Source organism: Pseudomonas sp. GD04091 (assembly GCF_029836165.1).
Lineage (GTDB): Bacteria > Pseudomonadota > Gammaproteobacteria > Pseudomonadales > Pseudomonadaceae > Aquipseudomonas.
Map to the genome: position 1 here is coordinate 75521 of NZ_JAOEBG010000019.1, position 20121 is coordinate 95641.

At 62.3% G+C, this 20121-nt stretch carries 18 protein-coding genes; 14 read left to right on the plus strand and 4 right to left on the minus strand.

Features of this window, described 5'->3' with window-relative positions; genetic code table 11:
- Positions 1-11: 11 nt before the first annotated feature.
- The 10 genes from atpA to hcnC all read left to right on the plus strand — a co-directional run bounded on the left by atpA (position 12) and on the right by hcnC (position 11801).
- Positions 12-1556: a F0F1 ATP synthase subunit alpha gene (gene atpA, locus N7422_RS20290; protein ID WP_279808215.1), complete on the plus strand. Its 1545-nt coding sequence runs from the start codon at positions 12-14 to the stop codon at positions 1554-1556.
- A gap of 48 nt (positions 1557-1604) precedes the next feature.
- Entirely contained in the window at positions 1605-2465 is an 861-nt protein-coding gene (gene atpG / locus N7422_RS20295; protein ID WP_051096516.1) for a F0F1 ATP synthase subunit gamma, read from the plus strand.
- Positions 2466-2492: 27 nt separating this feature from the next.
- The gene (gene atpD / locus N7422_RS20300; protein ID WP_279808216.1) at positions 2493-3869 is read left to right on the plus strand and encodes a F0F1 ATP synthase subunit beta; all 1377 of its coding nucleotides are present in this window, start codon (positions 2493-2495) and stop codon (positions 3867-3869) included.
- A 44-nt stretch (positions 3870-3913) separates the two neighbouring features.
- Positions 3914-4333: a F0F1 ATP synthase subunit epsilon gene (locus N7422_RS20305; protein WP_279808217.1), complete on the plus strand. Its 420-nt coding sequence runs from the start codon at positions 3914-3916 to the stop codon at positions 4331-4333.
- A 122-nt stretch (positions 4334-4455) separates the two neighbouring features.
- Entirely contained in the window at positions 4456-5823 is a 1368-nt protein-coding gene (gene glmU, locus N7422_RS20310; protein WP_279808218.1) for a bifunctional UDP-N-acetylglucosamine diphosphorylase/glucosamine-1-phosphate N-acetyltransferase GlmU, read from the plus strand.
- Positions 5824-6064: 241 nt separating this feature from the next.
- Positions 6065-6832: a DeoR family transcriptional regulator gene (locus tag N7422_RS20315; protein ID WP_279808219.1), complete on the plus strand. Its 768-nt coding sequence runs from the start codon at positions 6065-6067 to the stop codon at positions 6830-6832.
- Between the two features lie 11 nt (positions 6833-6843).
- Entirely contained in the window at positions 6844-8679 is a 1836-nt protein-coding gene (gene glmS / locus N7422_RS20320) for a glutamine--fructose-6-phosphate transaminase (isomerizing) (RefSeq protein ID WP_279808220.1), read from the plus strand.
- A gap of 163 nt (positions 8680-8842) precedes the next feature.
- The gene (hcnA, locus tag N7422_RS20325) at positions 8843-9157 is read left to right on the plus strand and encodes a cyanide-forming glycine dehydrogenase subunit HcnA (RefSeq protein ID WP_279808221.1); all 315 of its coding nucleotides are present in this window, start codon (positions 8843-8845) and stop codon (positions 9155-9157) included.
- Positions 9154-10548 carry a cyanide-forming glycine dehydrogenase subunit HcnB gene (gene hcnB, locus N7422_RS20330; RefSeq protein WP_279808222.1) on the plus strand — a complete coding sequence of 465 codons (1395 nt, stop codon included), beginning with the start codon at positions 9154-9156 and terminating at the stop codon, positions 10546-10548. Before hcnA ends, hcnB begins: the two co-directional genes overlap by 4 nt.
- A gap of 2 nt (positions 10549-10550) precedes the next feature.
- Positions 10551-11801, plus strand: coding sequence for a cyanide-forming glycine dehydrogenase subunit HcnC (gene hcnC, locus N7422_RS20335; RefSeq protein ID WP_279808223.1), 1251 nt, complete (start codon positions 10551-10553; stop codon positions 11799-11801).
- Positions 11802-11903: 102 nt separating this feature from the next.
- Here hcnC and lpdA read toward each other — a convergent pair whose 3' ends face one another.
- Entirely contained in the window at positions 11904-13304 is a 1401-nt protein-coding gene (gene lpdA, locus N7422_RS20340; protein WP_279808224.1) for a dihydrolipoyl dehydrogenase, read from the minus strand.
- 211 nt (positions 13305-13515) lie between these two features.
- Between lpdA and cfaB the strand changes: the two genes are divergently transcribed.
- Positions 13516-14700 (plus strand): C17 cyclopropane fatty acid synthase CfaB, encoded by a 1185-nt coding sequence (cfaB, locus tag N7422_RS20345; RefSeq protein WP_279808225.1) that lies wholly within the window; start codon positions 13516-13518, stop codon positions 14698-14700.
- Positions 14701-14739: 39 nt separating this feature from the next.
- Here the strand turns inward: cfaB and cls are convergent, their stop codons facing one another.
- The gene (gene cls / locus N7422_RS20350) at positions 14740-16179 is read right to left on the minus strand and encodes a cardiolipin synthase (RefSeq protein WP_279808226.1); all 1440 of its coding nucleotides are present in this window, start codon (positions 16177-16179) and stop codon (positions 14740-14742) included.
- A 129-nt stretch (positions 16180-16308) separates the two neighbouring features.
- Here cls and N7422_RS20355 point away from each other — a divergent pair, with 129 nt between their 5' ends.
- Positions 16309-16836 carry a DUF3617 domain-containing protein gene (locus N7422_RS20355; RefSeq protein ID WP_279808227.1) on the plus strand — a complete coding sequence of 176 codons (528 nt, stop codon included), beginning with the start codon at positions 16309-16311 and terminating at the stop codon, positions 16834-16836.
- Between the two features lie 64 nt (positions 16837-16900).
- Here N7422_RS20355 and folE2 read toward each other — a convergent pair whose 3' ends face one another.
- Together folE2 and N7422_RS20365 are read right to left on the minus strand one after the other, a co-directional pair.
- Positions 16901-17782, minus strand: a complete 882-nt coding sequence (folE2, locus tag N7422_RS20360; RefSeq protein ID WP_279808228.1) for a GTP cyclohydrolase FolE2 — start codon at positions 17780-17782, stop codon at positions 16901-16903.
- Positions 17783-17807: 25 nt separating this feature from the next.
- Entirely contained in the window at positions 17808-18185 is a 378-nt protein-coding gene (locus tag N7422_RS20365) for a glutamine synthetase (RefSeq protein WP_279808229.1), read from the minus strand.
- A 110-nt stretch (positions 18186-18295) separates the two neighbouring features.
- On the opposite strand from N7422_RS20365, the gene zigA reads away from it, so the two are divergent.
- A complete protein-coding gene (gene zigA / locus N7422_RS20370) occupies positions 18296-19504 on the plus strand; it encodes a zinc metallochaperone GTPase ZigA (RefSeq protein ID WP_279808230.1) in 1209 nt (402 codons plus the stop codon).
- A complete protein-coding gene (locus N7422_RS20375; RefSeq protein WP_279808231.1) occupies positions 19501-20118 on the plus strand; it encodes a DUF1826 domain-containing protein in 618 nt (205 codons plus the stop codon). Before zigA ends, N7422_RS20375 begins: the two co-directional genes overlap by 4 nt.
- The last annotated feature ends 3 nt before the right edge of the window (positions 20119-20121 follow it).

Genomic DNA, 20121 nt, shown 5'->3' on the forward strand with positions numbered 1-20121 from the left:
GCAGCAGAGCAATGCAGCAACTCAATCCTTCCGAAATTAGTGAAATCATCAAGGGTCGCATCGAGAAACTCGATGTCGGCTCCCAAGCCCGCAACGAAGGTACCGTCGTAAGCGTTTCCGACGGTATCGTGCGGATCCACGGTCTGGCCGACGTCATGTACGGCGAAATGATCGAGTTCCCTGGCGGCGTCTACGGCATGGCACTGAACCTGGAGCAAGACTCCGTGGGTGCAGTTGTCCTGGGTGCGTACACCACCCTGGCCGAAGGCATGAGCGCCAAGTGCACCGGTCGCATCCTGGAAGTTCCGGTCGGCAAAGGCCTGCTGGGCCGCGTCGTCGACGCTCTGGGTAACCCGATCGATGGCAAGGGTCCTCTGACCACCACCGAAACCGACGCGGTCGAAAAGGTCGCTCCGGGCGTTATCTGGCGTAAATCGGTAGACCAGCCTGTACAGACTGGCTACAAGTCGGTCGACGCCATGATCCCGGTTGGCCGTGGCCAGCGTGAGCTGATCATCGGTGACCGTCAGATCGGCAAGACCGCCATGGCGGTCGACGCGATCATCAACCAGCGTAACAGCGGTATCTTCTGCGTATACGTGGCCGTCGGCCAGAAGCAGTCGACCATCGCCAACGTGGTTCGCAAGCTGGAAGAAGCCGGCGCCCTGGCCAACACCATCGTGGTTGCCGCCAGCGCCTCGGAATCCGCCGCACTGCAGTTCCTGGCTCCGTACGCCGGCTGCACCATGGGCGAATACTTCCGTGACCGCGGTGAAGACGCTCTGATCGTTTACGATGACCTGTCCAAGCAGGCCGTTGCCTACCGTCAGATCTCCCTACTGCTGCGCCGTCCGCCAGGACGCGAAGCGTACCCAGGCGACGTGTTCTATCTCCACTCCCGTCTGCTGGAGCGTGCATCGCGCGTTTCGGAAGAGTACGTCGAGAAGTTCACCAACGGCGCAGTGACTGGCAAAACCGGTTCCCTGACCGCTCTGCCGATCATCGAAACCCAGGCTGGCGACGTTTCCGCGTTCGTTCCGACCAACGTGATCTCGATCACCGACGGTCAGATCTTCCTGGAATCGGCCATGTTCAACTCGGGCATCCGCCCAGCAGTGAACGCCGGTGTTTCGGTATCCCGCGTAGGTGGTGCCGCTCAGACCAAGATCATCAAGAAGCTGTCCGGTGGTATTCGTACCGCTCTGGCTCAGTACCGTGAACTGGCGGCATTCGCCCAGTTCGCTTCCGATCTGGACGAAGCGACCCGCAAGCAGCTGGAGCATGGTCAGCGCGTTACCGAGCTGATGAAGCAGAAGCAGTACGCGCCGATGTCCATCGCGGACATGGCCCTGTCGCTGTACGCCGCCGAGCGTGGCTTCCTGACCGACGTCGAAGTTTCCAAGGTCGGCAGCTTCGAGCAAGCTCTGATCGCCTACTTCAACCGTGATCACGCCGAACTGATGGCCAAGATCAACGTGAAGGGTGACTTCAACGACGAAATCGACGCTGGCATCAAAGCCGGTATCGAGAAGTTCAAGGCCACCCAGACCTGGTAAGCCGCAGCGGGGGCTCCGGTCCCCGCTTGCTAACCTGATAGGTGATACATGGCAGGCGCAAAAGAGATTCGCAGTAAGATTGCGAGCATCAAAAGCACGCAAAAAATTACCAGCGCCATGGAGAAAGTGGCGGTCAGCAAGATGCGCAAGGCACAACTGCGCATGGCTGCTAGCCGTCCTTACGCGGAGCGTATCCGCCAGGTGATCGGTCATCTGGCCAACGCCAACCCGGAATACCGCCACCCGTTCATGATCGAGCGCCCTGTAAAGCGCGCCGGTTATATCGTGGTGAGCAGTGACCGTGGTCTGTGCGGTGGCTTGAATACCAACCTGTTCAAGGCCCTGGTCAAGGACATGAACGAAAACCGCGAACAGGGCGTGGAAATCGACCTGTGCGTGATCGGCAGCAAGGGTGCGACCTTCTTCCGCATCTTTGGCGGCAACGTCGTAGCCGCGATCAGCCACCTGGGCGAAGAGCCATCGATCAACGATCTGATCGGCTCCGTCAAAGTGATGCTGGACGCCTACCTGGACGGCCGTATCGATCGCCTCTCGGTGGTTTCGAACAAGTTCATCAACACCATGACCCAAAAACCGACGGTAGAGCAGTTGGTACCGTTGGTGGCAACCCCGGATCAGGAACTCAAGCACCACTGGGACTACCTGTACGAACCCGACGCAAAAGAGCTGCTGGACGGCTTGATGGTGCGTTACGTGGAGTCGCAGGTGTACCAGGCGGTGGTCGAGAACAACGCTGCTGAACAAGCGGCCCGGATGATCGCCATGAAAAACGCCACAGACAACGCCGGTGACCTGATCAGCGAACTCCAGCTGATCTACAACAAGGCGCGTCAGGCTGCGATCACCCAGGAGATCTCGGAAATCGTCGGCGGCGCTGCCGCGGTTTAACGGTTCAAATATTCAGAGGATCCAGCTATGAGTAGCGGACGTATCGTTCAAATCATCGGCGCCGTCATCGACGTGGAATTCCCACGTGATGCCGTGCCGAGTGTTTACAACGCGCTGAAAGTACAAGGCGCGGAAACCACCCTGGAAGTTCAGCAGCAGCTGGGCGACGGCGTGGTTCGTACCATTGCGATGGGCTCGACCGAAGGTCTGAAGCGCGGTCTGGACGTCGTCGACACCGGCGCGGCCATCTCCGTTCCAGTTGGTAAGGCCACCCTGGGCCGTATCATGGACGTCCTGGGCAACCCGATCGACGAAGCTGGCCCGATCGGCGAAGAAGAGCGTCGTGGTATCCACCGCGCCGCTCCTTCGTTCGCTGACCAGGCAGGCGGCAACGACCTGCTGGAAACCGGCATCAAGGTTATCGACCTGGTCTGCCCGTTCGCCAAGGGCGGTAAGGTTGGCCTGTTCGGCGGTGCCGGCGTCGGCAAGACCGTGAACATGATGGAACTGATCCGTAACATCGCCATCGAGCACAGCGGTTACTCCGTGTTCGCCGGTGTGGGTGAGCGTACTCGTGAGGGTAACGACTTCTACCACGAGATGAAGGACTCCAACGTTCTCGACAAGGTAGCGCTGGTCTACGGTCAGATGAACGAGCCACCAGGAAACCGTCTGCGCGTTGCGCTGACCGGCCTGACCATGGCCGAGAAGTTCCGTGACGAAGGTAACGACGTTCTGCTGTTCGTCGACAACATCTATCGTTACACCCTGGCCGGTACCGAAGTATCCGCACTGCTGGGCCGTATGCCTTCGGCAGTAGGTTACCAGCCGACCCTGGCTGAAGAGATGGGCGTGCTGCAAGAGCGCATCACTTCGACCAAGGAAGGTTCGATCACCTCGATCCAGGCCGTATACGTACCTGCGGACGACCTGACCGACCCGTCGCCAGCCACCACCTTCGCCCACCTCGACGCCACCGTCGTACTGTCCCGTGACATCGCCTCCCTGGGTATCTACCCAGCGGTCGATCCACTGGACTCGACTTCCCGTCAGCTGGACCCGAACGTGATCGGTACCGAGCACTACGAAACTGCCCGTCAGGTCCAGTATGTTCTGCAGCGCTACAAAGAGCTGAAGGACATCATCGCGATCCTGGGTATGGACGAGCTGTCCGAAAGCGACAAGCAACTGGTTGCCCGTGCTCGTAAGATCCAGCGCTTCCTGTCGCAGCCGTTCTTCGTGGCCGAAGTCTTCACCGGCTCGCCAGGCAAGTACGTTTCGCTCAAGGACACCATCGCTGGCTTCAGCGGCATCCTCAAAGGTGACTACGACCACCTGCCAGAACAAGCGTTCTACATGGTCGGCGGCATCGACGAAGCGATCGAGAAAGCCAAGAAACTGTAATCCCGGCGCCCCGCAAGGGGCGCTAATCAGGTTGAGGCAAGCAGATGGCTATGACAGTCCATTGCGATATCGTCAGCGCGGAAGGAGAGATCTTCTCCGGCTTGGTCGAGATGGTAGTAGCGCACGGCAACCTGGGCGATCTGGGTATCGCTCCAGGCCACGCGCCGCTGATCACCAATCTCAAGCCAGGTCCGATCACGCTGACCAAGCAGGGTGGCACTCAAGAGGTGTTCTACATCTCCGGTGGCTTCCTCGAAGTGCAGCCGAACATGGTCAAGGTTCTTGCCGACACCGTGCAGCGCGCTGCCGACCTGGACGAAGCACAGGCTCAGGCAGCCCTCAAGGCTGCCGAGAACGCACTGAACACGAAAGGCTCGGACTTCGACTACGGTGCTGCCGCCGCACGTCTGGCCGAGGCTGCAGCTCAGCTGCGTACGGTCCAGCAATTGCGCAAAGGCAAGTAATCCGGCTTTGTCCGGTCGCTTTCGGCGCGATTGAGTTAAAGGGTAGCCTCGGCTACCCTTTTTCTTTTTCTGAATTTCCCCTTTGGTCACATCCCTGACCGCCCAGGATTGGTAGCCAGTCAATGTCCCTTGATATCGTCATTCTCGCCGCAGGCCAAGGCACCCGCATGCGCTCCGCGCTGCCGAAGGTCCTGCATCCGGTTGCCGGCAATTCAATGCTCGGCCACGTTATCCACAGCGCGCGTCAGTTGCAGCCCACCGGTATTCACGTGGTTATCGGCCATGGTGCGCAGCTGGTACGTGAGCGCCTGGCCGCCGACGATCTCAATTTCGTCATGCAGGACAAGCAACTGGGCACAGGCCACGCCGTGGCACAGGCGCTGCCTGCCATCACCGCCGACACCGTACTGGTGTTGTACGGCGATGTGCCGCTGATCGAGGTGGAAACCCTGCAGCGCCTGCTGGCCAAGGTCAGCGAGCAGCAGCTGGGTCTGCTTACCGTGACCTTGCAGGACCCGACCGGCTACGGCCGCATCGTGCGTGACACGGCGGGTAACGTGACCGCGATCGTCGAGCACAAGGATGCCAGCGAAGCGCAGAGGGCAATCAAGGAAGGCAACACCGGCATTCTCGCCATGCCTGCCAAACGCCTGGCCGACTGGATGGGCCGGTTGTCCAACAACAACGCCCAGGGCGAGTACTACCTCACCGACGTGATCGCCATGGCCGTGGCCGATGGCCTGGTGGTCGCCACCGAACAGCCCCACGACCCGATGGAAGTGCAGGGCGCCAACGACCGCCGTCAGCTGGCAGAGCTCGAGCGTCACTATCAGCTGCGCGAAGGTCGCCGCCTGATGGCCCAGGGCGTCACGTTGCGCGATCCGGCGCGCTTCGATGTGCGTGGCGAGGTGACGGTCGGCCGCGATGTGCTGATCGACATCAACGTGATTCTCGAAGGCAAGGTAGTCATCGAGGACGACGTGCAGATCGGCCCCAATTGCGTAATCAAGGACAGCACCCTGCGCAAGGGCGTGGTGGTCAAGGCCAACAGTCATCTTGAAGGCGCGGTGATGGGCGAGGGCAGCGATGCTGGCCCGTTCGCCCGCCTGCGCCCGGGCAGCGTGCTGGAGGCCAGGGCGCATGTGGGTAACTTCGTCGAGCTGAAGAACGCGCACATGGGCGAGGGCGCCAAGGCCGGTCACCTGACCTACCTGGGCGATGCCGAGATCGGTGCCCGCACCAACATCGGTGCCGGCACCATCACTTGCAACTACGACGGTGCCAACAAGTTCCGCACGGTGATGGGCGAGGACGTGTTCATTGGTTCCAACAACTCGCTGGTGGCACCTGTGGAAATCCAGACGGGCGCCACTACCGCGGCGGGCTCGACCATCACCCAGACGGTCGAAGCCGGACAGTTGGGCGTGGCGCGAGCGCGTCAGCGCAACATCGAAGGCTGGAAGCGGCCGGAGAAGATCAAGAAGAGCTGAGTTATCCACAGCTTTTTTGCACAGGCCGGCTTATGTGAATAAGCCGGCTTTTTATTTGGTGCCGTATCGCGGCCCCGGCAATTTCTGCTTTGCCCCGAAATCCTTGGGGCCGCTACGCGGCCCTTTCGCGACACAAGGCCGCTCCTAGAGGGACGTGTCAGTGCGCAGAGAAACTTGACGAATCATCCATCTTAGGTTTTGATTGCACCACTTATCTTTCGAATCGAAACTTAAAGCCGACATGTCGAAACGAAATACCCCCCAGCGCCGCCACAACATCCTGGCCTTGCTCAACGAGCAGGGCGAGGTGAGCGTCGACGCCCTGGCCAAGCGTTTCGAAACCTCCGAAGTCACCATTCGCAAGGACCTCGCCGCCCTGGAGGCCAACGGCCTGCTGCTGCGCCGCTACGGTGGCGCGGTGACCATGCCCCAGGAGCTGTTGGGCGATGCCGTGCAACCGGTGTCTCTCTACAAGCAGGCCATCGCTCGTGCAGCGGTCGAACGCATTCGTGAGCATGCTCGCATCATCATCGACAGTGGCAGCACCACGGCGGCGATGATCCCGCAGCTCGGGCGTCAGCCTGGCCTGGTGGTGATGACCAACTCGCTCAACGTGGCCCGGGCCATCAGCGAGCAGGAGCACGAACCGGTGCTGCTGATGACCGGCGGTACCTGGGATCCGCACTCCGAGTCGTTCCAGGGCCAGGTGGCCGAGCAGGTACTACGCTCTTACGACTTCGACCAGTTGTTCATCGGGGCCGACGGTATCGACCTGGAGCGTGGCACCACCACCTTCAATGAATTGCTGGGGTTGAGCCGGGTCATGGCCGAGGTGGCGCGCGAGGTGATCGTCATGGTCGAGTCGGATAAGGTCGGTCGCAAGATCCCCAACCTCGAGCTGCCCTGGGGCAGCGTGAACACCCTGATTACTGATGATCGCCTGCCTACCGAGGCCCGCGACCGGATTCAAGCCCGCGGCGTCACCCTGATCTGCGCCGCTATCAGCTAGGAGCAACATATATGTGTGGAATCGTTGGTGCCGTTGCCGAGCGCAATATCACAGCCATCCTAATCGAAGGCCTCAAGCGCCTGGAGTACCGTGGTTATGACAGCGCCGGCCTGGCGGTCTTCACCCAGCAGGGTGAACTGCAGCGCCGTCGTCGCATCGGCAAGGTCAGCGAGCTGGAAGCGGCTGTTGCCGCTGATCCTCTGGCCGGTCAGCTGGGCATTGCCCACACCCGTTGGGCGACCCACGGCGCGCCAACCGAGCACAATGCCCACCCGCACTTTTCCGGCCATGAGGTGGCGGTGGTGCACAACGGCATCATCGAGAACCACGAGGCCCTGCGCGAAGAGCTGAAGGACCTGGGTTATGTGTTCGTGTCGCAGACCGACACCGAGGTGATCGTTCACCTGCTCCACCACCTGCTCAAGACCACTGCAGACCTGACCGAAGCCCTCAAGGCCGCGGTCAAGCGCCTGCACGGTGCCTATGGCCTGGCCGTGATCAGCGCCAACCAGCCGGATCGCCTGGTCGCCGCTCGCAGTGGCAGCCCGTTGGTGATCGGTCTGGGCCACGGTGAAAACTTCCTGGCCTCCGACCAATTGGCCCTGCGCCAGGTCACCGACCGCTTCATGTACCTGGAAGAAGGCGACATCGCCGAAATCCGCCGCGACCAGGTGCAGATCTGGGACCAGGCCGGCCATCCGGTCCAGCGCGAGACGGTGCAGTACCACGAAGGCGCCGAAGCCGCGGAGAAGGGCAATTACCGCCACTTCATGCTCAAGGAAATCCACGAGCAGCCTACCGTGGTGCAGCGCACCCTCGAAGGGCGCCTGGGCAAGGACCATGTGATGGTGCAAGCCTTCGGCCCACAGGCTGCCGAGCTGTTCGCCAAGGTGCGCAACGTGCAGATCGTCGCCTGCGGCACCAGCTACCACGCCGGCATGGTTGCCCGTTACTGGCTGGAAAGCCTGGCCGGCATCCCATGCCAGGTGGAAGTGGCCAGCGAGTTCCGCTACCGCAAGGTGGTGGTGCAGCCGGACACGCTGTTCGTCTCGATCTCGCAGTCCGGCGAGACCGCCGACACCCTCGCGGCCCTGCGCAACGCCAAGGAGCTGGGTTTCCTCGGCAGCCTGGCCATCTGCAACAAGGGCATCAGTTCGCTGGTGCGCGAATCCGACCTCACGCTGCTGACCTTGGCTGGCCCGGAAATCGGCGTCGCCTCCACCAAGGCGTTCACCACCCAGCTGGTGTCGCTGATGCTGCTGACCCTGGCCCTGGGCCAGGTGCGCGGCACGCTGGAAGCGGGCGTCGAAGCCGAGCTGGTCGACGAGCTGCGCCGCCTGCCGGCCCGCCTGAGCGAGGCGCTGGCGATGGATGGCGTGGTCGAAAAGATCGCCGAACTGTTCGCCGACAAGCACCACACCCTGTTCCTTGGCCGTGGTGCCCAGTATCCGGTGGCGATGGAAGGCGCACTCAAGCTCAAGGAGATCTCCTACATCCACGCCGAAGCCTACCCGGCCGGTGAGCTCAAGCACGGCCCGCTGGCGCTGGTGGACAGCGACATGCCGGTGGTGACCGTGGCACCGAACAACGAGCTGCTGGAAAAGCTCAAGTCGAACCTGCAGGAAGTCCGTGCCCGTGGCGGCGAGCTGGTGGTGTTCGCCGACGAGCAGGCCGGCATGAGCAACGGCGAGGGCACCCATGTGATCAACGTGCCGCACATCAACGATGCGCTGGCGCCGATCCTCTACACCATCCCGCTGCAGTTGCTGTCGTACTACGTGGCCGTGCTCAAGGGCACCGACGTCGACCAGCCACGCAACCTGGCCAAATCGGTGACGGTCGAGTAATCACCGGCGCGGTTCGGTTCAAGCAGACAAGGCCTCCTTCGGGAGGCCTTGTCATTTGTCGGATTGGGAAATTTCCTGCGCGTTCTTAGGACGTGGGTCAATAGAACGTCCTTGTGCTTGACTTACTTTTCCGGGTCCCCGTATCGCCAAGGAAGAGAACCTCATGCAGACAATGGAACGCAGCCACGACATACAACCCCTGCCGCACGCCGATATCACCCTTCAACTCAATGGCCAGCCGGTGCTCGCGGCCGCCGGTGAAACCGTGCTCAGTGTCCTCAATGCAGTGGGCCTGCGCCTGGTGGCGCGCAACGATCACGGCCAGGCCAGTGGCGCGTTCTGCGGCATGGGGGTGTGCCATTGCTGCCTGGTGCAGATCGATGGGCGCCCCAAGCGCCGGGCCTGTCAGACCGTGGTCAAGCCCGGCATGCGCATCGAGACCGAAGTGAACCGCGTGCAAGAGGAGGCCCGCCCATGAGCCTTCGTCCTGTCATCGTCGGTGGTGGCTCCGCCGGCATGGGCGCGGCCATCGAGCTGGCCGAGCACGGCGTGGATTGCCTGTTGTTCGACGAAGCGTCACGCCCTGGGGGCGTGGTGTATCGCGGGCCGTTGCGTGCTGGAGTCGACCTGGGCTACCTGGGGCCGCGCTACAGCAAGGCGCTGAACAAGCTTCACGAAGACTTCACCGCCAGCGCCAGGCATATCGATCTGCGGCTCGAGCATCGCGTGGTGGGCGGTGACGATCAGCGCCTGATGGTGCTCGATGGCGATGAGAAACTGCATGAGATCGACTATTCCCAGCTGTTGCTGGCCGCTGGCTGCCACGAACGCAATGTGCCGTTTCCGGGCTGGACCTTGCCGGGTGTGATCCTGCTCGGCGGCTTGCAACTGCAGATCAAGAGCGGTGTGGTCAAGCCGTTGGGCAGCACCTTGATTGCCGGCACCGGACCGTTGCTGCCGCTGGTCGCCTGCCAGCTGCATGCGGCAGGTGCCAAGGTGGCCGGGGTTTACGAAGCCTGCTCGTTCAACCGCATCGCCAAGGAAAGCCTGGCGCTGATGAACAAGCCGCAACTGTTCCTCGACGGGCTGAGCATGCTGGCTTACATGAAGCTCAACGGCATCCCCATGCACTATGGCTGGGGGGTGGTGGGCGTCACGGGGCAGGGCGGGGTGCAGGAGGTGCAGGTTGCGCCCTACAACCAGGACTGGAAGCCGGACATGACCCGTATCCAGCGCGAGCAGGTCCAGACCCTGGCGGTGGGCTACGGCTTCATTCCCCGTACCCAGCTCAGCCAGCAGCTGGGCCTGACCCACGGTTTCAGCGAGGACGGCTACCTGCGCGCCGAGTGCAACGTGTGGCAGCAGAGCAGCCAGCCGAACATTCACCTGGCGGGTGACATGGCGGGTATCCGTGGCGGCGAGGCCGCCATGCTGACCGGGCGTATCGCGGCGGTGTCGATGCTCCGGCAAATGGGCAAGCTCGACGCCGAGCAGGCGATCGAGCGCCGTGAGCGGTACCTGGGCAAGCTGGCGTCGATCAAGCGCTTCCGCTCCGGGGTGGAGCGCTACACCGCGCGGGGCGCGGCGCAAATCGAGCTGCCTCAGGCCGACACGGTGATCTGCCGGTGCGAGCACGTCACCCGTGATCAGATCGACCTGGCCCTGGAGCAGGGCGTGGAGGACATGGCCAGCCTGAAGATGCGCACGCGGGTGAGCATGGGCGACTGCCAGGGGCGCATGTGCGTCGGCTACTGCAGCGACCGCCTGCGCAGTGCCACCGGGCGCAAGGATGTGGGTTGGCTGCGCCCGCGCTTCCCTGTGGACCCGATACCGTTTTCCGCATTCGAACAACTCGGCACGGAGGCCTGAGCATGAACAAGCACTACGACATCATCATTGCCGGTGGCGGCGTGATCGGCGCGTCCTGCGCCTACCAGCTGTCCAAGCGCGGCAATCTGAAGATCGCGCTGATCGACTGCAAACGTCCGGGCAACGCCACCCGGGCATCGGCCGGCGGCCTGTGGGCCATCGGCGAATCGGTGGGGTTGGGTTGCGGGGTGATCTTCTTTCGCATGATGTCCTCGCGCAACAAGCGGGAGGCCAATGGCGCGGCAGTGGTGGTGGATTCCAGCACGCCGCATATCCTGCCCGAATGCTTCTTCGATTTCGCCTTGCAGTCCAACGCCATTTATCCACAGCTGCACCAGGAACTGATCGAACGCCACGGCATGGACTTCAAGTTCGAGCGCACCGGGCTCAAGTACATCATCCAGGACGAAGAAGACCAGCTGTACGCCGAGCATATCGTCAAACAGATCCCGCACCTGGCCGACCAGGTGCGCTGGCTCGACCGCGACGCGCTGCGTGCCTCGGAGCCGGCGGTAACGCTCAAGGCCAATGGCGCGCTGGAGTTTCTCTGCGATCACCAGGTCAGCCCGTTCCGCCTGGGGGATGCCTACATGGAGGCGGCGCGGCAGAATGGCGTCGACCTGTACCCGAACGTGAACATCACGGGTGTGCTGCATGAAGGTTCGCGGATCAAGGGCTTGCGCACAGCCGAGGCCGGCGAGTTCCACTGTGGCACATTGATCAATGCCGCGGGCGCCTGGGCCGCCGAGCTGAGCGAGTGGGCGACCGGGGAGAGCATTCCGGTCAAGCCGGTGAAAGGCCAGATCGTGCTGACCGAGCGCCTGCCCAAGCTGCTCGATGGCTGCATCACCACCAGCGATTGCTACATGGCGCAGAAGGACAATGGCGAGATCCTGATCGGCAGCACCACGGAAGAGAAGGGTTTCGATGTCAGCAACACCTTCCCGGAGATCAGCGGCCTGGTACAGGGTGCGATCCGTTGCGTGCCGCAGCTGGCGCAGGTGAACCTCAAGCGGACCTGGGCCGGCCTGCGACCGGGGTCACCGGACGAGTTGCCGATTCTCGGGCCTGTGGATAATGTTCAAGGCTATTTCAATGCCTGTGGACATTTCCGTACCGGGATTCTCACCTCGGCCATTACCGGCGTGCTGCTGGACAAGGTTGTCCACAACGAGGCGTTGCCGCTGGATATCACGCCGTTTCTGGCGTCGCGGTTCCGTGAGGATGTGGATAAGCAACGCGCCCATGGCTAAGTAGCGCACTATGCGAGCGGGCTTGTCCCGCGATAGCGTCAGGCCTGCCGACGCCATCGCGAGACAAGCCCGCTCGCACAGGTTGCGTTGCAAGGCCTTGTGTCAGATCTGCATCGCCATGCCGTCCACATTCATCGCCGCCTGGCGCAGGGCTTCGGAGCGGGTCGGGTGTGGGTGGCAGGTGAGGGCGATGTCCTCGGCCGAGGCGCAGAACTCCATGGCCACGCAGAATTCGCCGATCATCTCGCTCACGCTCGGGCCCACCAGATGCACGCCCAGCACCTCATCGGTCTCGGCGTCGGCGATGACCTTGGCGAAGCCTTCGGTCTCGTGGTTGATCTTGGCGCGGCTGTTGGCGGTGAACGGGAACTTGCCGACCTTGTAGGCACGGCCTTCGGCCTTGAGCTGCTCTTCGGTCTTGCCGACGCTGGCCAGTTCCGGGCGGGTATAGATGACGCCGGGGATGAGGTTGTAATTGACCTCGTGGGCCTTGCCGGCGATGCGCTCGATGCACGACACCGCTTCGTCTTCGGCCTTGTGCGCCAGCATCGGGCCCGAGGTGACATCGCCGATCACCCAGACCCCGGGGACGGCGCTGCGATGGTGGTCGTTGGCGAGCATGCCGCGCTTGTCGGTTTCCAGCCCCACGCTTTCCAGGTTCAGGCCCTGGGTGTAGGGGCGCCGGCCGATGGCCACCAGCACATAATCGGCCTGCAGCGTTTCGGCGGCGCCGCCGGCGGCCGGTTCCAGGGTGAGGTTGACACCGTCGGCCGATGCCGTGGCCTGGGTCACCTTGCTGCCGAGCTTGAAGGTCATGCCTTGCTTGGCCAGGGCCTTCTGCAAGGTCTTGGCGGTTTCCTCATCGGTACCTGGACAGATGCGGTCCAGGTATTCGATCACGGTCACTTCGGCGCCCAGGCGGCGCCATACCGAGCCAAGCTCCAGGCCGATCACGCCGGCGCCGATCACGATCAGGTGTTTGGGAACCTGTGGCAGCGACAGGGCGCCGGTGGAGTCGATGATGCGCTGGTTGTCGATGGTCACGCCGGGCAGTGGCGTGGGTTCGGAGCCGGTGGCAATGACGATGTCCTTGGCCTGCAGGGTGGTTTCGCTGCCGTCCTCGGCCTTGGCGATCACCTTGCCGACGCCGTCCAGGCGGCCCCAGCCTTTGACCCAGTCGACCTTGTTCTTGCGGAACAAGTACTCGATGCCCTTGGTCAGGCCGGTCACGCTTTCATCTTTCTGCTTCATCATCTGGGCCAGGTTCAAGGTTGGTTTGACCTCGATACCCAGGTGGGCGAATTCTTCTCCGCTGGCCGCCTCGTACAGCTCGGAAGCATGCAGCAGTGCCTTCGAGGGCATGCAGCCTACGTTCAGGCAGGTTCCGCCCAAGGTCTGACGACCCTCGACACAGGCCACGCTCAGGCCCAGCTGGCCCGCGCGAATCGCTGCGTTGTAGCCGCCGGGGCCGCCGCCGATGATCACCACGTCATAGGATTTCATGGGTTTTACTCCAAGAGTGAGGAAGCGAGAGGGGCACAAGGTTAATCCGGGCGCGGGGGATTGTATACAATCCATTGGCCAGAGGCTGACCAGATAGTTCTAGACTATGGTCGCGATTAACGGAAACTTCGTGCGAATGAACTACCCTGATCCGGTGACGTCCGACAAGTTGAGGCGTGGCGTCCCGTATCTATGAAAGGGAGGGTCATGAATGCTTGCGCAACTTCCACCTGCGTTGCAGAGCCTGCACTTGCCTTTGCGCGTCAAGCTCTGGGACGGTAACCAGTTCGATCTGGGGCCGAGTCCGCAGGTCACCATTCTGGTCAAGGAACCTCAGCTGATCACCCAGCTCACCCATCCGAGCATGGATGAACTGGGCGCGGCTTTCGTCGAAGGCAAGCTGGAACTGGAGGGTGACATTGGCGAAGTCATCCGGGTCTGCGACGAGCTCAGCGAAGCGCTGCTCAAGGATGAAGACGAAACCGTGCCGGTGCGTACCGCTCACGACAAGACCACCGACGCCAAAGCCATTTCCTATCATTACGATCTGTCCAACGAGTTCTACCAATTGTGGCTCGATCCGGACATGGTCTACTCCTGCGCCTATTTCAAGGAGCCGGACAACACACTGGCCCAGGCCCAGCAGGACAAGTTCGATCATCTGTGCCGCAAGTTGCGGCTGCAGGCCGGTGACTACCTGTTGGATGTCGGCTGTGGGTGGGGTGGGCTGGCGCGTTTCGCTGCCCGTGAGTACGGCGCGAAGGTGTTCGGCATCACCCTGAGCAAAGAGCAACTGAAGCTGGGACGGCAGCGGGTCAAGGACGAGGGGCTGGCCGACAAGGTCGACCTGCGGATCCTCGACTATCGTGACTTGCCCCAGGATGGCCGTTTCGACAAGGTGGTGAGCGTCGGCATGTTCGAACACGTAGGCCATGCCAACCTGGAACTGTATTGCCAGCGGCTGTTCGGTGCAGTGCGTGAAGGCGGCCTGGTGATGAACCATGGCATCACCGCCAAGCATGTGGACGGTCGTCCGGTCGGGCGCGGTGCGGGCGAGTTCATCGACCGCTATGTCTTCCCCCATGGCGAGCTGCCGCATATCTCGATGATCACGGCGCGGATCTGCGAAGCGGGCCTGGAAGTGGTGGATATCGAAAGCCTGCGCCTGCATTACGCCAAGACGCTCAACCACTGGAGTGAGAACCTGGAAAACCAGCTGCACCGCGCCGCGGCGCTGGTGCCTGAAAAGACCCTGCGCATCTGGCGCCTGTACCTGGCCGGTTGTGCCTATGCGTTCTCCAAGGGCTGGATCAACCTGCATCAGATCCTTGCCGTGAAGCCTTACGCCGACGGTCACCACGACCTGCCATGGACGCGTGAGGATCTCTATCGCTGACCTGTAGCCCGGCGTGCCTGCCTGGGCACGCCGGTGCGTTTACAGGATCGGTGAGATCAAGCGTGCAATACGCATCCCCAGTTGCTGCAGACGATGGGTATCGCGGCTATCGTCCGCGGTGATCTCCCTGGCCTGGGCGAAATCATTCTCCAACATCTGCTCGACCTGGTCGGCGAAGGCGCGATCCACGGTGAGCAGAGTGATCTCGAAATTCAGCCGGAACGAGCGGTTGTCGAGGTTGGCGCTGCCGATGGCGCTGACCTCGTCGTCCACCAGCACCACCTTCTGGTGCAAGAAGCCAGGTTGATAGCGGAACATGCGCACCCCCGCCCGCACCGCCTCGAAGGCGAACAGGCTGGAAGCGGCATAGACGATGCGGTGGTCGGGTCGTGAGGGAATCAGGATACGCACGTCGACACCCCGCAGGACCGCCAGGCGCAGGGCGGCGAAAATGGCTTCATCGGGAATGAAGTAGGGGCTGGTGATCCACACACGACGGGTGGCCGAGTGGATCGCTTCGAGGAAGAACAGCGCGCAGGTTTCCTGAGGGTCGGCCGGGCCGCTGGCCAGTGCCTGGCACAGCACGCCATCCTCGGGGTAGGTGTCCGGCAGGATCAAGGGCGGCAACTGGCGTGTGGCCCAGTACCAGTCCTCGGCGAATGACTCCTGCAGGCAGGCCAGCACCGGTCCGCTGACCTGGACATGGGTGTCGCGCCAGGGCGACAGCCGGGGGTGTGCCCCCAGGTATTCATCGCCTACGTTGTGGCCGCCGAGAAAGCCTTGCAGGCCATCGACCACCACGATCTTGCGGTGGTTGCGGAAGTTTACCTGGAAGCGATTGAACCAGCCGCGCCGGGTGGCGAAGGCCTCGATCTGCACGCCGCCCTCACGCAGTACCTGGCTGTAGCGTGCCGGCAGGGCATGGCTGCCGACGCGATCGTAGAGCACGAAAACCCGCACGCCCTCGGCAGCCTTGTGCAGCAACAGTTGTTGCAGCTCCCTGCCCAGGGCGTCGTCGTGGATGATGAAGAACTGCACCAGCACGGTGTTTCGCGCATTGCGGATGGCCGAGAAGATCGCCTCGAAGGTAGCCTCGCCATCGATCAGCAATTTCACCTCGTTGTTGGCCAGGCACGGCATGCGCCCCAGTTTGGGCATGGCGCGCAGGGCGGCATAGCTGTCCGATTCCCGCGCGGTGAGTGCCTCCTCCACCCAGGGCCGCCAGTTCAGGTTGGCCATGGCCACGTGCATTTCCTGGTTGGCCTGGCGCCTGGCCTGGATATAGGCATAGAAGGAACGGGCGCCGAATACCAGGTAGGGGATGAGCGTGAGGTAGGGCACGAACAGTAGCGACATTGCCCAGGCGATCGCGCCTTGGGCGGTACGCACGGTGAACACCGCATGCAGGGCGGCGGCGAACCCGAGCAGGTGAATCACGCCGAGCAAGTAACCGAAGAAGTAGGGGCTGTGGTAATCCATACGCATCCTGCTTGCCGAGAGTACTGCCGCTAACAGACCACGTTCGAGGGGTTGCCTGCAACCTGCAGGCGGATTTGGCGTCTAACGCCTCAGTCCGGCCGAAGCCGGTATTTCGAGGAGCTTTCATCCATGAAGATACGTCTGCCATTGCTCGCCCTGACCTTGGGGCTGGGCAGCCCGCTGGTTCACGCGCAGGTGCTGCAACCCGGTTTGTGGGAACTGACCACCAGCAACATGCAGGTCGATGGCAAGCCGCTGCCAGACATGGACTTCATGCTCGGCCAGTTGAAGAACCTGCCGCCCGAGCAACGGGCGATGATGGAAGGCGCCCTGGCCAAGCAGGGCATCACGGTCGGGGGCAAGGGCGTGCGCTCGTGCCTGACGCCGGAACAGGTCAAGACCAATGACATTCCTCTGCAGGACCCGCAGTCGGGGTGCACGCAGAAGATCACCGAGCGCAGTGGCAACGTCTGGAAGTTCCAGTTCAGCTGTCCGAAGGCGCAGGGGCAAGGCCAGGCGACGTTCCTCAGTGATCGTGAGTTTCTGACCAAGGTCAACGGCACCTTCAATGCGTCCGGGGTTCAGCAGCAAGGCAGCATGGACACTCGCGCGGTCTGGCTCGGGAACGATTGTGGAACAGTGAAGCCGCGTACCTGAAGATGCTTTGGTGGGCGCAGGCATGCCGGCGAAGAGGTCAGTGCAACGCGGCTCCCACGGGCTTTCACCACCGATACCGGCTGACCGCCACGGCGTCGTGGGCGTGCAGGCTCTCTGCATGTTCCACGCGCACGCTGAATCCGGCTATCCAGGCGAGCTGGCGCAAGGCCAGATTCAGCCGCCGTGCCGCGTCCTCGCAAAACATCAGATTCTGCCCATTGGCCAAGGCAAAGGCCTGTTCGTCCGCGCGCTTCACGGCTGTCTGAACCGCGGTACCCAATGCAGCCTCGGCAGCGTCGATCAGTTCGATCAGCTTGATTTCACTGCCTTCCAGGCGAACTTTCAGCTTGGCCATGCTGCGTTGACTATGGGGCGTGGCGACGATGCCGCTGCTGCTGCCAAGCCATTGCCTGATGCTTTCCCGGTCCATTGCCTGGTCGGCAAAATCCTTGTCGAACTGTGCCTGGATCAACTGGCGAGCCAATGCCGCAGAGCATGGGCAAGTCGAGGAGTAGGGAATGTGCACGGATAGTTCCACGTGGAACATTTCATTTTCCAGTCGCGCTTCGATGCTCACTGGATAGGCCTTCCAACCTGCTAACGGGCTGATCAATGCTGGGCGCTTGAGCAGGTGATCGAAAGACAGGCGCAGGTAGGCTGTGCTCGAGAGGTTTTCGTGGCTGGTGAGAAAGCGCGCGAGCGTCTGGCGAAGCAACTGGGCGCTCAGCGGTTGTTGCTCGAGTGTTTCCAGCGCCAGGTAGAGCCGCGACATGTGTATCCCCCGCGCCGTGCCATCGTCCAGGCTTACGCCAGCATCGGCGTGTGCATTCAGACTGCGGCCATCGATTTGCAGCGGCAGGGCGATACCGCACATGCCGACCCAGTCCAGGGGGAGTGCCTGCTGGCTGTTTTGTGCGGCGATGTCGGGAAGGGTAAGGCTGGACATGGAGAGAATCCTGAAGTGATGGCGGTCAACGGCAACCGCCGACCAGGCTGCAGTGCAGATCGAAGCGCTGACCGCTGGAGCTGGAGACGCGATTGAGGGTGGTCCAGCCGATACGGCGGCTGTAGCCGACCCAGGCTTCACCGTCACTGGCCAGGCCGGTGAAGAAGGTGAACGTACCGTAGCGGCTGTTGGTTTGTGCCCACAGGCGCTTGCTTGCCACTTCATAGCCGCGCAGGTAGAGGATGCTGCCGTCGGTACGCACGCTGTAGTAGTTGCCCTTGCTGTCCTGGCACGCCAGCAGGGTTGCACTGCGGGTGCACAGCGCAAGGTCGGTACGGGGCATGGCGAGCAGCGGTGAAGGCAGCACGAACAACAACAGTGCAACGACGCCAGGTAGTTTCATGTGGCTCTCCAGACAACCGTTCGGTCAACGCGGCTTGGCGAAATTGTATTGTTATAATATAACATTGTGCAATGCATCGTTTCGAATGCGCCTGCCCGATGAGGTTCGTCATGCCCAACCGTCTTCCTGTCACCGTGCTGTCCGGCTTTCTCGGCGCCGGCAAGAGCACACTGCTCAACCATGTCCTGCTTAACCGCGACAACCTGCGCGTTGCCGTGATCGTCAACGACATGAGTGAAATCAACATCGATGCCAGTGAGGTTCAGCGCAATGTCAGCCTCAATCGCGCCGAAGAAAAACTGGTGGAGATGAGCAATGGCTGCATCTGCTGCACCCTGCGCGAGGACCTGCTGGAAGAGGTGGCGCGACTGGCCGGCGAGGGCCGCTTCGATTACCTGCTGATCGAGTCCACGGGGATCTCCGAGCCGCTGCCGGTCGCCGAGACTTTCACCTTCCGCGATGAACAGGGCCGCAGCCTCTCCGACATGGCGCGCCTGGATACCATGGTCACCGTGGTCGATGGCTTGAATTTCCTGAGCGACTATCAGGCAGCGGACAGTCTGGCCAGCCGCGGCGAGACCCTGGGCGAAGCTGACGAACGCTCGATCAGCGACCTGCTGATCGAACAGGTCGAGTTCGCCGACGTACTGCTGTTGAGCAAGATCGACCTGATCAGCCAGCACGAGCGCGAAGAGCTGATGGCCATCCTGCGCAGTCTCAATGCCCGGGCGCAGATCGTGCCGATGGTCATGGGCCAGGTAGCGCTCTCGCGCATCCTCGACACCGGTCTGTTCGATTTCGACCAGGCCGCCCAAGCGCCCGGCTGGCTGCAGGAGCTGCGTGGCGCGCATGTGCCGGAAACCGAGGAGTACGGCATTGCCGCGACTACCTGGCAGGCACGTCGGCCGTTCCACCCACAGCGCTTCTTCGACTTTATCCACAAGCCTTGGAGCAATGGCCGGCTGCTGCGCTCCAAAGGTTTCTTCTGGCTGGCCAGCAAGTTTCGCGAGGCCGGTAGCTGGTCCCAGGCCGGCGGCATGATGCGCCATGGGCTGGCGGGACGCTGGTGGCGTTTCGTGCCTCGCGAGCAATGGCCCCAGGATGAGGAAAATACCGCAGCGATTCTCAAGCAGTGGACGGTGCAAAGCGGTGACTGCCGCCAGGAACTGGTCTTCATTGGGCAGAACATCGACTTCGCACAGTTATCCACAGAGCTTGAGGCCTGCCTGCTGGATGACGAGGAGATGGAGCTTGGGCCGATGGGCTGGTTGCGCCTGCCCGATCCATTCGGCGCCTGGCATGAGGACGCCGCGGCATGACTGTGGATATCCGCCAGGTTTTCGGTGCATCGCCCCAGGTGATGACGGACATTCTCCAGGATGGCGTCAATCTGGCGGTGTGGCAGCGGCGTTTGCCGGCTCAGGTGGAGGATTTCGCCAACCTGGTGCTCAGCCTTGGCCAGGCGCTGACCGATGAACGGGTGATCGAGGTGGATGAACGCCAGCCGCCCTCGCTTCCAGGCTTGCTCAGGGAGACGGCTGATCTGCACGGCTATGAGGGCTTCGTCGCTGATGTGCACTGGTTGGTGGCGGCATATACCTGCCTGCTGGGCGCCCGCCGGATCGGTGTGCGCCTGCGTGTGCTGGAGGGGGCGATGTGCCCGCGCATGCATGTGGACCATGTGCCGGTGCGCTTGCTCAGCACATATGCCGGTGCCGGCAGTGAATGGCTGGAAGAGGGGGCGATCGACCGTTCAAGGTTGCAGCAGGAGCAACCGTCTGTGGATAACATTCGCCGCTTGGCGGCGGGTGATGTGGCGTTGCTCAAGGGCGAGAAGTGGCTGGGCAACGAAGGCACGGGGCTGGTGCACCGTTCGCCCTCGACACCTGTCGGGGAACGGCGATTGTTGCTGAGCCTGGACTGGTTGGCCTGAATC

Coding starts and splice junctions, on each gene's coding strand:
- atpA (WP_279808215.1), top strand. CDS start 12: ATGCAGCAACTCAATCCTTCCGAAATTAGTGAAATCATCAAGGGTCGC.
- atpG (WP_051096516.1), top strand. CDS start 1,605: ATGGCAGGCGCAAAAGAGATTCGCAGTAAGATTGCGAGCATCAAAAGC.
- atpD (WP_279808216.1), top strand. CDS start 2,493: ATGAGTAGCGGACGTATCGTTCAAATCATCGGCGCCGTCATCGACGTG.
- N7422_RS20305 (WP_279808217.1), top strand. CDS start 3,914: ATGGCTATGACAGTCCATTGCGATATCGTCAGCGCGGAAGGAGAGATC.
- glmU (WP_279808218.1), top strand. CDS start 4,456: ATGTCCCTTGATATCGTCATTCTCGCCGCAGGCCAAGGCACCCGCATG.
- N7422_RS20315 (WP_279808219.1), top strand. CDS start 6,065: ATGTCGAAACGAAATACCCCCCAGCGCCGCCACAACATCCTGGCCTTG.
- glmS (WP_279808220.1), top strand. CDS start 6,844: ATGTGTGGAATCGTTGGTGCCGTTGCCGAGCGCAATATCACAGCCATC.
- hcnA (WP_279808221.1), top strand. CDS start 8,843: ATGCAGACAATGGAACGCAGCCACGACATACAACCCCTGCCGCACGCC.
- hcnB (WP_279808222.1), top strand. CDS start 9,154: ATGAGCCTTCGTCCTGTCATCGTCGGTGGTGGCTCCGCCGGCATGGGC.
- hcnC (WP_279808223.1), top strand. CDS start 10,551: ATGAACAAGCACTACGACATCATCATTGCCGGTGGCGGCGTGATCGGC.
- lpdA (WP_279808224.1), bottom strand. CDS start 13,304: ATGAAATCCTATGACGTGGTGATCATCGGCGGCGGCCCCGGCGGCTAC.
- cfaB (WP_279808225.1), top strand. CDS start 13,516: ATGCTTGCGCAACTTCCACCTGCGTTGCAGAGCCTGCACTTGCCTTTG.
- cls (WP_279808226.1), bottom strand. CDS start 16,179: ATGGATTACCACAGCCCCTACTTCTTCGGTTACTTGCTCGGCGTGATT.
- N7422_RS20355 (WP_279808227.1), top strand. CDS start 16,309: ATGAAGATACGTCTGCCATTGCTCGCCCTGACCTTGGGGCTGGGCAGC.
- folE2 (WP_279808228.1), bottom strand. CDS start 17,782: ATGTCCAGCCTTACCCTTCCCGACATCGCCGCACAAAACAGCCAGCAG.
- N7422_RS20365 (WP_279808229.1), bottom strand. CDS start 18,185: ATGAAACTACCTGGCGTCGTTGCACTGTTGTTGTTCGTGCTGCCTTCA.
- zigA (WP_279808230.1), top strand. CDS start 18,296: ATGCCCAACCGTCTTCCTGTCACCGTGCTGTCCGGCTTTCTCGGCGCC.
- N7422_RS20375 (WP_279808231.1), top strand. CDS start 19,501: ATGACTGTGGATATCCGCCAGGTTTTCGGTGCATCGCCCCAGGTGATG.